The organism is Herbaspirillum sp. Sphag64, assembly GCF_014192645.1.
GTDB lineage: Bacteria > Pseudomonadota > Gammaproteobacteria > Burkholderiales > Burkholderiaceae_D > Herbaspirillum.
Window position 1 is genome coordinate 82261 of record NZ_JACHYE010000011.1, and the last position, 14523, is coordinate 96783.

General features: G+C 57.2%; 14 protein-coding genes. 7 read left to right on the forward strand and 7 right to left on the reverse strand.

The window, feature by feature from the left end:
• Nucleotides 1–155: 155 nt before the first annotated feature.
• Nucleotides 156–1493, reverse strand: coding sequence for an N-acetylmuramoyl-L-alanine amidase (locus FHW66_RS16320; protein WP_183380878.1), 1338 nt, complete (start codon nt 1491–1493; stop codon nt 156–158).
• Nucleotides 1457–1942, reverse strand: coding sequence for a tRNA (adenosine(37)-N6)-threonylcarbamoyltransferase complex ATPase subunit type 1 TsaE (tsaE, locus tag FHW66_RS16325; RefSeq protein WP_183380879.1), 486 nt, complete (start codon nt 1940–1942; stop codon nt 1457–1459). The genes FHW66_RS16320 and tsaE overlap by 37 nt, the downstream gene beginning before the upstream one ends.
• A 90-nt stretch (nt 1943–2032) precedes the next feature.
• Between tsaE and queG the strand changes: the two genes are divergently transcribed.
• Nucleotides 2033–3130: a tRNA epoxyqueuosine(34) reductase QueG gene (gene queG / locus FHW66_RS16330; RefSeq protein ID WP_183380880.1), complete on the forward strand. Its 1098-nt coding sequence runs from the start codon at nt 2033–2035 to the stop codon at nt 3128–3130.
• A 15-nt stretch (nt 3131–3145) separates the two neighbouring features.
• On the opposite strand, the gene FHW66_RS16335 is transcribed toward queG, so the two are convergent.
• Genes FHW66_RS16335 through FHW66_RS16345 form a run of 3 tightly spaced genes read right to left on the reverse strand, consistent with a single transcriptional unit; the run spans nt 3146 to nt 6713 of the window.
• A complete protein-coding gene (locus FHW66_RS16335; RefSeq protein ID WP_183380881.1) occupies nt 3146–4036 on the reverse strand; it encodes an AEC family transporter in 891 nt (296 codons plus the stop codon).
• A 6-nt stretch (nt 4037–4042) separates the two neighbouring features.
• Nucleotides 4043–4633 (reverse strand): response regulator transcription factor, encoded by a 591-nt coding sequence (locus tag FHW66_RS16340; RefSeq protein ID WP_183380882.1) that lies wholly within the window; start codon nt 4631–4633, stop codon nt 4043–4045.
• 7 nt (nt 4634–4640) lie between these two features.
• Complete coding sequence (locus FHW66_RS16345) at nt 4641–6713, reverse strand: PAS domain S-box protein (RefSeq protein WP_183380883.1); 2073 nt, start codon at nt 6711–6713, stop codon at nt 4641–4643.
• Nucleotides 6714–6894: 181 nt separating this feature from the next.
• Between FHW66_RS16345 and FHW66_RS16350 the strand changes: the two genes are divergently transcribed.
• The 5 genes from FHW66_RS16350 to plsY all read left to right on the forward strand — a co-directional run bounded on the left by FHW66_RS16350 (nt 6895) and on the right by plsY (nt 11112).
• Nucleotides 6895–7938 carry a TRAP transporter substrate-binding protein gene (locus FHW66_RS16350; protein ID WP_183380884.1) on the forward strand — a complete coding sequence of 348 codons (1044 nt, stop codon included), beginning with the start codon at nt 6895–6897 and terminating at the stop codon, nt 7936–7938.
• Nucleotides 7939–8434: 496 nt separating this feature from the next.
• Nucleotides 8435–8932 (forward strand): methylated-DNA--[protein]-cysteine S-methyltransferase, encoded by a 498-nt coding sequence (locus FHW66_RS16355; protein ID WP_183380885.1) that lies wholly within the window; start codon nt 8435–8437, stop codon nt 8930–8932.
• Complete coding sequence (xerD, locus tag FHW66_RS16360) at nt 8910–9893, forward strand: site-specific tyrosine recombinase XerD (protein ID WP_370543487.1); 984 nt, start codon at nt 8910–8912, stop codon at nt 9891–9893. The genes FHW66_RS16355 and xerD overlap by 23 nt, the downstream gene beginning before the upstream one ends.
• Nucleotides 9894–9969: 76 nt before the next feature.
• Nucleotides 9970–10464, forward strand: coding sequence for an aminoacyl-tRNA deacylase (locus FHW66_RS16365; protein ID WP_183380886.1), 495 nt, complete (start codon nt 9970–9972; stop codon nt 10462–10464).
• Between the two features lie 39 nt (nt 10465–10503).
• Nucleotides 10504–11112, forward strand: coding sequence for a glycerol-3-phosphate 1-O-acyltransferase PlsY (gene plsY / locus FHW66_RS16370; RefSeq protein WP_183380887.1), 609 nt, complete (start codon nt 10504–10506; stop codon nt 11110–11112).
• Between the two features lie 72 nt (nt 11113–11184).
• On the opposite strand, the gene FHW66_RS16375 is transcribed toward plsY, so the two are convergent.
• Both FHW66_RS16375 and tsaD read right to left on the reverse strand, forming a co-directional pair.
• The gene (locus FHW66_RS16375; RefSeq protein WP_183380888.1) at nt 11185–11526 is read right to left on the reverse strand and encodes a hypothetical protein; all 342 of its coding nucleotides are present in this window, start codon (nt 11524–11526) and stop codon (nt 11185–11187) included.
• Between the two features lie 842 nt (nt 11527–12368).
• On the reverse strand, nt 12369–13412 hold the full coding sequence (gene tsaD, locus FHW66_RS16380; RefSeq protein WP_183380889.1) for a tRNA (adenosine(37)-N6)-threonylcarbamoyltransferase complex transferase subunit TsaD: 1044 nt from the start codon (nt 13410–13412) through the stop codon (nt 12369–12371).
• Nucleotides 13413–13553: 141 nt separating this feature from the next.
• Between tsaD and ybiB the strand changes: the two genes are divergently transcribed.
• Complete coding sequence (gene ybiB, locus FHW66_RS16385) at nt 13554–14522, forward strand: DNA-binding protein YbiB (RefSeq protein ID WP_183380890.1); 969 nt, start codon at nt 13554–13556, stop codon at nt 14520–14522.
• The last annotated feature ends 1 nt before the right edge of the window (nt 14523 follow it).

The following is a 14523-nucleotide window of genomic DNA, read 5'->3' on the forward strand; positions in this document are numbered from 1 at the left end:
CAAATGAAAACAGTATTTGTGCGTCGCAGCGTGGCACAGCTGAAACAGTTGAGATGATTATGCAGGTTGAATCAATTGCTGGCCTAACCCCGAAAACAGACTGGCTCCCTTCAAGGGAGCCAGTCGGGGAACACAGAGGAGACAAAACCCTGCGATCAGGTCATCTTGTTTTTAGCCAGTGGCGGGTTCTTGGCAAAATACTTCTTGATACCGCTCATGATGGCACTGGCCATTTCGTCCTGATAGGCGTTGTCGGTCAGCTTGGCTTCTTCCTCGGGGTTCGAGATAAAGGCAGTTTCAATCAAGATGCTTGGGATGTCCGGCGCCTTTAACACCGCAAAGCCGGCTTGCTCCACGGCACCGCGATGCAGCTTGTTGATGCCACCGATTTCATCCAGTACTGACTTGCCCAGTCGCAGGCTGTCATTGATCTGTGCGGTCGTCGAGAGGTCCAGCAATACGCTGGCAAGCTGGCGGTCATGAGTCTGGATATTGACGCCGCCGATCTGGTCGGCCGAGTTTTCACGATTGGCCATCCAGCGGGCGGCGGCCGAGCTGGCGCCCTTTTCCGACAGCGCAAACACCGACGAACCACGGGCTGTGGCCTGCACAAAGGCATCCGCGTGAATCGACACGAACAGGTCGGCCTGCACCTTGCGGGCTTTCTTGACGCGCATGCCCAGCGGCACGAAGAAGTCATCATCGCGAGTCAGCATCACCCGCATGTTGGGCTGCTCTTCGATCTTTTTCTTGAGGCGCTTGGCAATCGACAGCACGATGTCCTTTTCCCGGTTGCCGCGCGCACCGATGGCGCCCGGGTCTTCACCTCCATGACCGGGGTCGAGCGCAATGGTGATCATGCGTGTCAACTGCAGCTTGGGATCATTCGGTGCCATCTTGGCTATTTGTGCATCGTCAGCCTGCGCCGCCGGTGGCGGGGTATCCGGTTTGGCATCCGCCATTGGCGGGCGACTGTCGGCCTGTTGATCCTTGGGCCAGTTACCCTTCTGGATCAGGCTCGCAATCGGGTCTGGTGGTGTGGCTGGATAGAGATCGATGACGAAGCGGTACTTGTATTCGCCTACCGGCTCCAGGGTAAACACCTGCGGCTTGATCTCATCCTTGAGGTCAAACACCAGACGCACTACGCCGGGGCGATTTTGCGCGACCCGTACCTGCTTGATATAGGGATCATTAGGCTGGATCTTGGCAACCAGGTCTTTCAAGGTCGAATTCAGATCGATCCCTTCGACATCAACCACCAGACGATCCGGGTTCTTGACCAGGAAATTGGTGATCTTCAGATTGCTATCATTTTCCAGGGTGACGCGGGTATAGTCTTCTGACGGCCAGACGCGCACTGCTAGCAATTGCGAGGCCATGGCGGGCATCGGCGTGATGACGGACAGCAAGAGCGTGCCGCCCGCCTTGAGAATGGTGCGACGGGTCCGGGATTTCAGAGGTTTGGAAGAAATTTCAGACGAGCTAGACATTGGTGACCCTTGTCGGATAACGCCCGCAATTCTACATCACGGCCGTGTCCTGTTACTGTGAGATAAATATGGATGTCGGGCAGGGGCAACACCGGGTCGCCCTTTTCCGGCCATTCGACGATACAGACGCTGTTTTCGTTGAAATGTTCACGAAAACCCGCTTCCAGGAACTCTTCCGGACTCGACATCCGGTAGAGGTCGAAGTGGATAACGGTTACCATGCGCTCTGCCAGTTGCACCGTATAGGGCTCGGCCAGGGTATAAGTCGGGCTTTTTACCCGGCCCGGATAGCCGGCCGCATGCAGCAGCGCGCGTGTGAGAGCGGTCTTGCCGGCCCCGAGGTCGCCATGCAGATAGATGGTCAGCCCCGGCGCCAGCGCGCCAGCCAGCGCCGCGCCAAGGGCGGTGGTAGCGGCTTCATCGGGCAGGTGGAGGTGGTGCAGCGGCATAGGTAATCGATAAAGCAAAATGGAACAACCTGATCTGCGGTCAATGTAAGGCAGATCAACGTTGCGATGGTATTCAACAGCAGTGATTCAATGATTGATCTCGCGGCATTAGCCGACAAACTCAAAACATGGGGCCGTGAACTTGGCTTCGCCGACCTGCGCATCACCGATGTTGATCTGTCACATCGGGAGGCGGGTTTTCAGGCATGGCTGGACAAGGGTTACCACGGCGAGATGGATTATATGGCAAGCCACGGCATGAAGCGCGCCCGGCCTGCAGAACTGGTGCCGGGAACGGTGCGGGTAATCACTGTACGCATGCCTTATCTGCCACGTATCGACATGGCAGAAGCAAACGATGTGCCTGATTGGCGTGATCAGGAGCACCAGCGTGGTGCCGACGGCGCGGCGGCCGTGATCTCGGTCTATGCTCGTGGGCGCGACTATCACAAGGTCTTGCGTGCGCGCCTGCAGCAGCTGGCCAGCCGCATGGAGCGGGAGATTGGTCCGTTCGGCTACCGTGTTTTTACCGATTCGGCCCCCGTCATGGAGGTGGCACTGGCAGAAAAATCCGGTCTGGGCTGGCGCGGCAAGCACACCTTGCTGATCAATCGGGAGGCCGGTTCGATGTTTTTCCTTGGTGAACTGTTCACCGATCTGGCGCTGCCAGTAGACGCTCCGGCCAGCGCCCATTGCGGCCAGTGCAGCGCCTGTATCGATGTCTGCCCGACCCAGGCCATTGTCGGCCCTTATGAGCTGGATGCGCGCCGTTGCATTTCTTATCTGACCATCGAGCTCAAGGGCAGCATCCCGCTGGCACTGCGGCCACTGATCGGCAATCGCGTCTATGGCTGTGACGACTGTCAGCTGTTCTGCCCGTGGAACAAGTTCGCGCAACGTGCCACGTTGCCTGATTTTGATGTGCGCCACGGGCTCGACAGCGCCAGTCTGGTGACCTTATTGAACTGGAGTGAGGAAGACTTCAACCGCTATACCGAAGGCAGCGCGATTCGCCGTATCGGTCATGAACGCTGGTTACGCAACATGGCGGTCGGACTGGGTAATGCCGCCGCGACTGACCGCAAGGGTGATCCACAGATTCTGGCCGCTCTGCAGGAGCGCTTGTCGCACCCGTCGCCGCTGGTACGTGAGCATGTAGAGTGGGCGTTGGCCCGGCATAGTCAATAAAAGCTAGCGTCAGAACTAGTGCACCAGTGCCAGCCAGAACGGCAAAGTGAGCGCCGAGATCAACGTACCCATCGAAATCAGCATCGCCGTCACCGGACCATTGCCGCCCATGCGGGTGGCCAGAATGTAGCAACTTGACGCCGTTGGCAGCGCACAGAACAAGACCACAATCTTCAATTGCAGCTCCCCCAGACCAAGCCAGCTCCCCAGCAGGAAGGCTGTTGCGGGCACCGCCAGCAGCTTGATCGCGATCAGATAGCCCGACATCAGCTTGTTGCTGCCCGCGCTCGACAGGCGTAGCCCGGTCCCCACCGATAACAGACCCAGCGCCAGCGATGCCCCGCCAAGCCGGGACAAGACAGCATTCACCACCTCTGGCAAGTGCAGACCGGCAATACTGAAGCTCAGCCCCGCTGCAGTGGCAATCAGCAAGGGATTTTTGCTCAATTCCTTGGCCAGATTGCCACTGCGATGGGCCAATGCGTGAACCGCCGCCATATTGCACAACGGCACGCCAAAGCCCATCAGCAACGCCATCATCCCGGCACCTTCGCTGCCACCCAGACGCGAAGCCAGCGCCAGTGCCATGTAGGAATTGAAGCGATACGCCGTTTGCATGCCCGATTCATAGACCATCGGCGGGGCGTGGATAAAGGCTTTTCCCAGCCAGGTCAGCATAATACCGGCCACTGTTGCCAGCATGCCAACGGCCAGCAATTGGCCGGTGCTGTGCAGGTTCAGTTGCAGTTTGGCGGTCGACTGGAACAGCAGTGCCGGAAACAGCAGGTAATACACCAGTTTTTCCAGTCCACGCCAGAAGTCGTCGCCCCAGCCGGTGATCCGGTAAAGCAGTGCACCCAGTGCAATCAGTGAAAAATCCGGTAACAGTAGTGTGAGAATGGCCATGAATTCTTATTTGAGAAGGCGCGCCAGTTCGACGGCGGTTTTGACATTCATCTTGTCAAAAATATGCGCTCGGTGGACTTCGACGGTACGCATGCTGATCCCGAGTTCATCGGCGATGATCTTGTTCATCTTACCCGCCAGAATCAGGTCCAGCACTTCGCGCTCGCGGCTCGACAGCGAATTGAGCCGACCCAGCAAGGCCTCTTCGGCAGCCGCGTCGCAGGAGGCCTGCAGGGCTTCCAGCACGCGATCCATCAGTTGATTGTCATTGAACGGCTTTTCGAAGAAATCGAAGGCGCCGTTCTTGAGCATATCCACCGCCATCGGCACATCGCCATGTCCGGTCAAAAAAATCACCGGGCGACGGCGATGGATGCCGTGTTGCTTCAAATGCTCAAACAGCGCTACGCCGCTTAAGTCCGGCATGCGCACATCCAGCAGGATGCATTCACCCTGGGCGTCAATCTGGGGTGCCTGCGCCATCGCTGCCAGAAATGCCGCGCCGCTGGCATAGGCAGTTGCTGCAATGGCACGCGAAGTGGCCAGCCAGGTCAGGGAATCACGGATGATTTCTTCGTCGTCAACGATGTGCAGCATAGTGTGATCAGAGTGGGGTAGCGGGCGGTGTAGTGGACTGTATTGCCGACTGAGCGGCGCTCACAGGCACAAACTTCACGCTTAGGATCGGCAAACAGAAGCGGAAGATTGTACCTCCCGCCGGATTGTCCGTGTAGGACAGGGTGCCACCATGGAACTCAATCGTGGTGCGGCAGATATTGAGACCCATACCCATGCCATCGGCCTTGGTCGAAAAGAATGGTGAGAACAGGCCTGCGGCCACCTCCGGTGCAATGCCATGACCATGATCGATGACCGATACCGTAATCCGCTCCTGCGCCGTCGCGCTATCACGCTCCAGTGTCGCAAGGAGGCGCAGGATACGTCGCTCCGGAGGTACTGCCGCCATCGCCTGAATCGCATTGCGGGTCAGGTTCAGCAAGACCTGCTCCAGCAAGACCGCATCGCCAAGTACATCCGGCAGATTGACCGGAATGGTGCTCTGCAGCACCACCAGGAACTGCTGCGCCTGTAATTCAATGAGTGGCGTCACATTGTCGACCAGACTTTTGATCGATACTGGTTGCCGGCTTGGCGCACGCTTCTTGACGAACTGATGCACACTGCGGATCACATGGCCGGCACGCTGCGCCTGACTATTGATCTTTTCCAGCGCCGGTTGCAAGGAAGCTGGGTCCAGCGAGCCCTTGTGCATCATGTTGAGCGCTCCAGTGGTATAGCTGGAAATGGCTGCCAGCGGCTGATTGAGCTCATGCGCCAGCGTCGAGGCAATCTCTCCCATACTGGCCAGCCGTGCACTGGCTTGCAGCTTCTCTTCCTGCATCCGGTTCAGGTCTTCGGCACGCTTGCGGTCTGTGATGTCCAGCATCGACCCCATCCACCCAGTCTGCCGGCCATGCTGATCCACCAGTGGCGATTCAAAGATCAGTACCGGAAAGCGTTCGCCGTTATTGCGCTGGAAGATGGTTTCAAATTGCGGTGTAACGCGCCCGGCCAGCACGTTGGCAAAGCGTTCCTGATATTCATCCATGGCCTCCGGTACCCAATACGGCATCGGCGGGATCTTGCCGACCAGCTCGTTGGCAGGGATGCCGACCATTTTGCAAAAGGCTGGATTAACATACGTGATACGCCCCTCCAGATCGCGTGCGCGCATGCCAGTGACCAGTGAGTTCTCCATCGCGCTACGGAAGGTCACTTCGTTGACCAGCGCGCCCTCGGCCTTGGTGCGGCGATTGATATCGCGCCACAGTGCCCACAGGCTCCAGATCAGGCCCAAAGCCAGCACAATCACCGAGCCCACCAGCAGATTGGGTAGCAGTTTGGGCGCGCTCTTGGTGCTGTTGGTATGCAGCCGCAAGGTCAATCCCGGCAGCTCCAGCTCGCGCTGGTGGGTATAGACATTAAGCCCTGGTCCGCCTGCGGTACGCTGTGCCACCATCTTGTCGTCGGTATCGGTGAGGGTGATTTCATTGTCCTGTGCAAACCACCACGGCACCATTTCATTGAGCACGCTGACCGTTGAATAACTCGTCACCAGACTGCCGATGTACTGGCGTCCACGAAACAGCGGGACGTGATAGTCCATCACCACCGGCTCGCCGACTCCCGGCGATGCCGCCGGGGCGCTGTAGAGTGGTCGTCCAATTGCCTGTGAGTAATGTTCGGCCTGTTGTGAGGCAACCGACAAATCATGGCGCGTACTCGTGACGTCATCGGTTGAGGCCAATGCCCGGCCCTCGGGATCAAACCAGGTGACGCGATAAAACTCGTGATTGTTACGCAGCAGGGCCGTGATGCGGCTATGGAAATGGTCCGGCTTGAGATGATCACTGACGATGTCATTGGCCACCAGCCGCATGCTTTCGTCATCCCGGCTGAGCTGGAAGCGGATCGCCTGTTCCACCCATAAGGAGTCGGCGATGAGCTGCTCCTGACGCTCGTTGGACTCCATCTGCTGCGCCTGTCGTGGCAGCCAGATCAGCGTCGTCAGAAATAACAGGACCAGCACAATCGGCAAAATCCAGCGCAAGGTATGCCGTCGGCTTGGCACCAATGCCTGGAAAGCAGAAAGATGGGAGGCTGGAGGTGAGGTCATGGGTTTGGATTAAGCCGCAACGTGCAAGCTGCTAGTTTAGCTTGCGCTGCTACCGGCAGTAGCAAAATGGCTGTATGCCGAGCAAAATCTCTACGATTCGCGGAATCGTTATGGCTGCGCATGGCAAAATGGCGGCGCTATTCCGAATACCGCATACCCGGCAAGAAACCACAGGATCCCCATGAACCGCCGCACCTGGCTAATAGCATTTGCTACCGTCAGCCTGACGCTGCTTGCCGGCGTCGTCGCCTACACCACCGGACGGCCCTCGCCCGGTGCCGAGACGCGCTTGCCGATCATCATCAAATTCAGCCACGTGGTTGCCAACAACACGCCCAAGGGCAAGGCTGCGCTGCGCTTCAAGGAGCTTGCCGAAGCCGCCACCCATGGCCGCGTCAAGGTTGAGGTTTATCCCAATAGCAGTCTCTACAAGGACAAGGAAGAGCTGGAAGCGCTGCAACTGGGCGCGGTGCAGATGCTGGCACCATCGCTGGCCAAGTTCGGGCCGTTTGGCGTGAAGGAGTTTGAGGTGTTCGATCTGCCTTACATCTTCCCCAGCAAGGCCGCGTTGTATCGCGTCACCCAAGGTCCGATCGGGCGCGACCTGTTCAAGAAACTGGAGCCCAAGGGCATCACCGGTCTGGCCTATTGGGACAATGGCTTCAAGGTGATGTCGGCCAATCGCCCCTTACATGTACCGGCGGATTTTCGTGGCTTACGCATGCGGATCCAGTCGTCCAAGGTACTTGATGCACAGATGCGTGCCCTCGGCGCTGTGCCGCAGGTATTGGCGTTTTCTGAGGTTTATCCGGCGTTGCAGAGCGGGGTGGTTGATGGTACCGAGAATCCGCCCTCGAATCTGTACACGCAAAAGATGAACGAAGTACAAAAGTACGTCACCGTCTCTGATCACGGCTATCTAGGCTATGCCGTCATCGTCAACAAGAAGTTCTGGGAAGGTTTGCCCGAGGACATTCGTGCAGCGCTCGAAGGTGCCATGCAGCAAGCCACCGACTACGCCAATGCCATTGCCCAGCAGGAAAACGATGTCGCCCTGGCCGCCGTCCAGAAAACCGGGAAAACCGTCGTCTACCACCTCAGCGACAGCGAAAAGGCCCAATGGCGCGCTGCCTTGTTGCCGGTGCAGCAACAGATGGAGGCACGCCTTGGCAAGGACTTGATCGATGCCCTAAATCACGAGGCTGAAGCGGCAGAAATCAAATAATTCCGAGTCGTATGTTGCTGTTGTAAAGTTGATTATTGTTGATAACTTTATCTCTTTTGCTTCTATATATTGTAAAAATGTATTGATTTTGTTTTTTTTAGGCTGTTGCTATTCAGCATCATTCTGCTTTGCGCAAAAAGTACTTTTAATGCTTCATAAGTGCTGTTAAAGTGCCACCTTCGTCAGCAAAAGCGTAAAGATTTGGTGACCAGAAATTGCGCAGCTGTGATGAGCCATTGGTCAGGTCTGACGATAAAGAATTTTACGAGGGTGATGCATAACAAGCGGTATCGATACCGAGGGCAATGAGGAGACGTGGGCTTAAGAAGCTGTCTGAACAGCCGGGCACACACACAATATTCGAGGCGCATCGTGAGATGCGCCTTTTTTATTGTCCGGCATATTGCTCGGCTTATTGCCCGATTTCAACGCTGCATTGGGTGGTGCATCGGCTTGTGCTTAAATAGCGCATTGCCTGCCAACCGTTATCGACGACATGAACGCCAGTTCCGCCACCGCGCTCTTCTCTGCCATCATCGCCGCCCCTTTCGGTGCGGTCGGTATTCGTACCGATGGCTGTGCCCTGCAGGAGATCGTCTATCTGCCACCGCATTTCCCTGAAAAAGACCCTGCCGACACCATCGCCGAGCAGGTCGCGCAGCAGCTGCAAGCCTACCTGCAGCATGCAGATCATCGCTTCACGTTACCTTTGCCACAGGTTGGCAGCGACTTTCAGCGCCGTGTCTGGGCCGCGATTGCCAGCATCCCGCGCGGTGAAGTGCGCACCTATGGCCAGATTGCCAAACTGATCAAATCCGCGCCGCGTGCCGTCGGTCAGGCCTGCGGTGCTAACTGGTTCCCGCTCGTCATCCCGTGCCACCGCGTGACAGCCGCTGGCGGTCTGGGCGGCTTTGCCCACCATGACGATGCCGACGGCTTCCATCTCAATGTCAAACGCTGGTTGCTCGCGCATGAGGGTGTGCATGGTTACTGAAGCAGGTCCAAAGCGCGCAACGCCGTCAACACCAGCAAAGGCTGAAAAGCCGGAGAAACCATTCGCCACCGGTGCCAGTCTGGCGGCCATTGACGAGTTCTGCGACACGCTCTGGCTCGAAGATGGTCTCGCCAAGAATTCACTCGAAGCCTACCGACGCGACATGACGCTCTTTGCGCACTGGTTGCAAAGCCAGCGCCACAAGGACCTGCTGGCCACGCAAGCGGACGACCTCAACGGCTACTTTGCTGCCCGTCATGCCGATACCAAGGCTAGCTCAGCCAACCGTCGGCTGGCGGTGCTCAAGCGCTTCTTTCAGCTGGCATTGCGTCAGAACCGCATCAGTACCGATCCGTGTCTGCGCCTGAAGTCGGCCAAACAGCCGCCGCGCTTCCCCAAGGTGTTGTCAGAAGGGCAGGTCGATGCTTTGCTGGCCGCACCCGACGTCGGCACGCCGTTGGGCCTGCGTGACCGCACCATGCTGGAGTTGATGTATGCCAGTGGCCTGCGGGTCTCGGAGCTCGTGTTGTTAAAGTCGATTGAGGTCGGCATGAACGAAGGCGTGCTGCGCATTACCGGCAAGGGCAACAAGACCCGGCTGGTACCGTTTGGGGAAGAAGCACGCAGCTGGATCGAGCGCTATCTGCAGGAAGCCCGGCCGCTGATTCTGGCAGGCCAGATTGACGATGCCTTGTTTGTGACCGCACGCGGCGGTGCCATGACGCGCCAGATGTTCTGGACCCTGATCAAAAAATACGCGCATCAGGCCGACATCCGCGTGCCACTCTCACCGCACACCTTGCGGCACGCCTTTGCTACGCATCTGCTCAATCATGGTGCCGACTTGCGGGTGGTCCAAATGCTGCTTGGGCATGCCGATATCTCCACCACGCAGATATACACCCACGTCGCCCGAGAGCGGCTCAAAAAGCTGCATGCCGAGCACCATCCGCGTGGTTAATGTCGGTGAGTGCCGGTGAATACCGAGGTCGCCGCAAGGTGCCAAATTCAGCCTCTTGCGGCATAATGTGCGCCCAATGAGCGCGAAAAAAGACCACGTATCCGAAACTCCGGCCACGCAATTCCTGCGTAAGCACGGCATTGCCTTTACCGAACATCCTTACGCCTATGAAGAGCACGGCGGCACTAGCGTGTCGGCGCGTGAACTGGGTGTGGAGGAGCATCACGTCATCAAGACACTGGTAATGCAGGACGAAGCTGCCAAGCCGTTGCTGGTGCTGATGCATGGCGACCGCAAGGTGTCCACTAAGAATCTGGCGCGGCAAGTCGGCTGCAAGTCGATTGAGCCGTGCAAGCCTGAGGTTGCCAATCGTCATTCTGGCTTTCTAATCGGTGGCACATCGCCCTTCGGTACGCGCAAAGCGATGTCGGTCTATGTCGAAGAAACCATCCTTGCTTTGCCAAAAATTTATATTAATGGTGGCCGCCGTGGGTTTTTGATCGGGATTGATCCGACCGTGATCGCTGCCGTTTTGCCTAGCAAGCCGGTACACTGCGCGCTGGAAGAATAAAGACCGCAGTTGGTCTGCTGATAAAACAATGAGGAAACAATGAATACAGTGCTGTTTGCTATCGCCGCCTATCTGATTGGCTCGATTTCGTTTGCGGTGGTCGTCACCAAACTGATGGGCTTGTCTGACCCGCGCACTTACGGTTCCAAGAATCCGGGTGCGACCAATGTGCTACGTAGCGGTAACAAGAAGGCGGCAGTGTTGACCTTGCTAGGGGATGGTTTCAAGGGTTGGCTGGCGGTGTGGCTAGCACTGAAATTTGGCCCACAGTATGGTGTTGAAGAGGTAGGTATTGCGCTGGTGGTGATTGGGGTATTTCTGGGGCATTTGTGGCCGGTGTTTTTCCGCTTTGTGGGCGGTAAGGGTGTGGCGACGGCGTTGGGGGTTTTGCTGGCGATCAATGGCTGGTTGGGTTTGGCGACCTTGGCGACCTGGTTGATCATTGCGTATGCGTTCCGTTATTCGTCACTGGCGGCGCTGGTTGCGGCGGTGTTTGCACCGTTCTATTACGGCTTGCTGTTTGGTGATACAGGGCCGATCTTGTTTGCGGTGTTGGCGATGAGTGTATTGTTGCTGTATCGCCATCGGAAGAACATTAGCAACTTATTGGCGGGTAAGGAAAGTCGTATCGGTGACAAGAAGAAGTAAGTTCTTTTTGCATCGTATCAGCGCCGCGACGAAGCAGTTTGTCGCGGCGTTTTTGTTGGTGTTGTGTGTTGTTTAGTCAGTTTCGGCGAGCCAGTCGATGCGTTGGCGGGCGTCTTGGCGGAGCAGGTTGGTGGCGGCAATCGAGAGGCGTATCAGGTGGTCGGCTTCGACGATGCTGATGGCGGGTTTGCGCCAGTTTGCGGGTTCTGTGTCGGCGTTGGCTTCGCGTTCTATGGCGCTGGTGTAGAAGAGTTGCAGGCAGGTGTGGATGCCGTTGCTGATGTCGAGGGTGGTTTCGAGGAAGGTGCCGTATTGGGAGCCTTGGCTGGCGCCTTCGATCCAGTGGAAGTCTTCGTGGGCGGAGTAGGTGTGGGTGGATGTGTCGTTGTCAGATTGAGAATTGCGATTAGTCATGATGTCTCCGTTTGCAGTGGGTAGAATCCGCCGGCCTCTCGTAAGAGGTGGACGGCGGGCGCAAGACGGCAATTTGTAGCAGGTCGTCAAACCCGGTCCTCTCTTTTTCGAGGACGAAGTCAGCCTACCGGGCGCTAATTCCGGGGTCAATTAAAAATTGCCTAAATGCTACTTTTTGCAATTCACTCGCTTGAGCTGCTGATTTTGTTGGCTCTTCGGACGACCAAGCCGGGGGCGGCCCGGCAGCCGCTCACTTTTCTTGCTTCGCCAAGAAAAGTAAGCAAAAGAAGGCGACCGCAACTTCCATCGCCCCTTCGGGGTGCCCGGCACCGTGCCGCATCAATCGGGACCGATGCAAACTCGCTGCGCTCAGACAAGCATCGATCTTTTTCCGATTGCTGCAACACAGTACCGGCGACTCCACATGCGGAATTCTTTCACCGGCTCGCTACGCATTGCCTTGGTAGGGTGAGTTGCGACGGTATTAGGGGTTAGCTTTTTTCTTTTTCTTTTTCAGTTTTTAGAGTGAATGCTAAGGCTGAATTTGATTGTATTCGTCAGTGCGATGCGAAGCGAGCCGGTGAAAGAATTCCGCATGTGGAGTCGCCGCTGATGCGCTGCGGCAATCGGAAAAAGAGAAGCGCTTGTTTGAGCGAAGCGAGTTGTGCGCTTCTCCCGATTGACGTGGTGCAGCGGCGGGAACCCCGAAGGGGCGACGTAAATTGCGGTCGCCTTCTTTTGCTTACTTTTCTTGGCGAAGCAAGAAAAGTGAGTGGCTGCCGGGCCACCCCCGGCTAGGTCGTCCGAAGAGACAATAGAATGAGCGAAGAAAAACCAGAAATCTAAGCAGCAGGCACAAAATCCGGATGCAACTCATCCAACGGCCAGCGTGGTCGCACACTAAAAGCGTAATGACGGGTTGCAGCCTCAGGATGAGAAAGCAAGCGCATGGCACCCGCAAAGGCGATCATCGCCCCGTTATCGGTACAAAACTCCAGCTCCGGATAAAACACCTGAAAGCGGCGCTTCACCGCAGCCGCATCCAGCGCCGTCCGCAACTGCCGGTTAGCGCCCACACCACCAGCGATCACCAGCCGCTTCATGCCAGTATGCTTCAATGCATTCACACACTTCGCCACCAGCACCTCCACCAGCGCCTCTACAAAGGCACGGGCAATATTCGCCTTATCGGCCTCCGTGAGCTCCCCCGGATGATTCTTCACCACGGTCAACACCGCCGTCTTCAAACCAGAAAAACTGAAATCAAAATTCTTCGCATGCAACATCGGACGCGGTAACTGATAGACATCCGGCTGCCCCGATTCCGCCAAACGCGAGATTGCCGGCCCACCCGGATAGCTCAATCCCAGTAGCTTGGCAGACTTATCAAACGCCTCACCAGCCGCATCGTCCAGTGTTTCCCCCAGCAAGGTATAGCGCCCCACACCATCGACCAGCATCAACTGCGTGTGCCCCCCCGACACCAGCAACGCCACAAACGGAAACTCAGGGGGATTGGATGCCAGCAACGGCGACAACAGATGTCCCTCCAGATGGTGCACACCCAACACCGGCTTATCCAGCGCCAGACCTAAACCACACGCCACCGACGCACCGACCAGCAGCGCACCTGCCAGCCCTGGGCCTTGCGTGTAGGCGATGGCATCAATGTCCTGATGGGCAAGCCCACACTTTTCGAACACCTGCCGCAACAACGGCAGCGCACGCCGCACATGGTCACGCGAGGCCAGCTCAGGCACGACGCCACCATATTCTTCATGCATCGCAATTTGCGAATGCAGGGCGTGGGCCAGCAAGCCTTTGTCCGTGTCGTATAAGGCCAGACCGGTTTCATCACAGGAAGATTCGACGCCGAGAACAATCATTGCAGCAGGAGAGTAAGAGGTGAGGGGAACGCGCGAAATAAGCGCAAGCAGCTATTGTAAAGGAAAGCAGGTCCAAGCCCGTCCAGCACAAGCCGCCATGCTTGGTGTAACCTTGCGCAGACTTCACTTTAGAGTACGGCAATGACGCAATCGAATCAGGACATGCTGGCTGCGGCCCGCTTCATCAAGGAAATCGGCCGAGGCAAGGATGGCGCGCGCAGTCTCTCGCGAGATGATGCACAACTGCTCTACAGCGCCATGCTGGACCGGCGCGTGAGTGATCTGGAGCTGGGCGCAATCCTGCTGGCTATGCGCGTCAAGGGCGAGTCGGTGGAGGAGATTGCTGGCTTTCTGGCGGCAGCCGAAGCCAGCTTCACACCATTGCAGGCACCTGCAGGTCGGCCTGCGCCGGTGGTCTTGCCGAGCTACAACGGCTCGCGCCATATGGCTAACCTGACACCGTTGCTGGCCTTGTTGCTGGCACGTGAAGGCGTACCGGTATTGATGCATGGTGTTACGCACGATCCACAACGGGTCACTAGTGCCGAGATTTTTGCTGCACTTGGTTTGCCGCATGCCGCTGATGCTCCACAAGCCGAGGCGGCGCTGGACGCCGGGCAGCCGGTGTTTATTCCGATCCAGCATCTGGCACCGAAGCTAGCGCGTTTGCTGGCAATGCGCCGGATTTTGGGCGTGCGTAATTCAACGCATACGCTGGTCAAGATCATGCAGCCATTTGCCAGGCCAGCATTGCGTCTGAGTTCGTACACCCATCCAGAATATCTGGAAATGTTGACCAATTATTTCACTAGCGCGGCACCCGCTGAGCGCGGCGATGCGTTTCTGATGCGCGGTACCGAAGGCGAGACCGTTGCCAATGCACGTCGCGCACAGCAGATTGCGTGGTTTCATGCCGGTGAGCAAACCATTCTGGTGGAGAAGCAGCAGGTTGCCGAGGACTTGCCTGATTTGCCGGAAGGCCGTGATGCCACCACCACGGCCGCGTGGATCAGCGAGGTCATGGCTGGACAACGTCCGGTGCCGCAATCCATTCAGGAGCAGGTGGCGCATTGCGTCACCGTCGCCAAAGATATTGCTAGTCGTCCATAAC

Excerpts from the sequence above, each read along its gene's own strand:
- FHW66_RS16340 (WP_183380882.1), bottom strand. The coding sequence starts at position 4,633 with ATGCTGCACATCGTTGACGACGAAGAAATCATCCGTGATTCCCTGACC.
- FHW66_RS16345 (WP_183380883.1), bottom strand. The coding sequence starts at position 6,713 with ATGACCTCACCTCCAGCCTCCCATCTTTCTGCTTTCCAGGCATTGGTG.
- FHW66_RS16320 (WP_183380878.1), bottom strand. The coding sequence starts at position 1,493 with ATGTCTAGCTCGTCTGAAATTTCTTCCAAACCTCTGAAATCCCGGACC.
- ybiB (WP_183380890.1), top strand. The coding sequence starts at position 13,554 with ATGACGCAATCGAATCAGGACATGCTGGCTGCGGCCCGCTTCATCAAG.
- FHW66_RS16335 (WP_183380881.1), bottom strand. The coding sequence starts at position 4,036 with ATGGCCATTCTCACACTACTGTTACCGGATTTTTCACTGATTGCACTG.
- queG (WP_183380880.1), top strand. The coding sequence starts at position 2,033 with ATGATTGATCTCGCGGCATTAGCCGACAAACTCAAAACATGGGGCCGT.
- tsaD (WP_183380889.1), bottom strand. The coding sequence starts at position 13,412 with ATGATTGTTCTCGGCGTCGAATCTTCCTGTGATGAAACCGGTCTGGCC.
- plsY (WP_183380887.1), top strand. The coding sequence starts at position 10,504 with ATGAATACAGTGCTGTTTGCTATCGCCGCCTATCTGATTGGCTCGATT.
- tsaE (WP_183380879.1), bottom strand. The coding sequence starts at position 1,942 with ATGCCGCTGCACCACCTCCACCTGCCCGATGAAGCCGCTACCACCGCC.
- FHW66_RS16355 (WP_183380885.1), top strand. The coding sequence starts at position 8,435 with ATGAACGCCAGTTCCGCCACCGCGCTCTTCTCTGCCATCATCGCCGCC.
- xerD (WP_370543487.1), top strand. The coding sequence starts at position 8,910 with ATGAGGGTGTGCATGGTTACTGAAGCAGGTCCAAAGCGCGCAACGCCG.
- FHW66_RS16350 (WP_183380884.1), top strand. The coding sequence starts at position 6,895 with ATGAACCGCCGCACCTGGCTAATAGCATTTGCTACCGTCAGCCTGACG.
- FHW66_RS16375 (WP_183380888.1), bottom strand. The coding sequence starts at position 11,526 with ATGACTAATCGCAATTCTCAATCTGACAACGACACATCCACCCACACC.
- FHW66_RS16365 (WP_183380886.1), top strand. The coding sequence starts at position 9,970 with ATGAGCGCGAAAAAAGACCACGTATCCGAAACTCCGGCCACGCAATTC.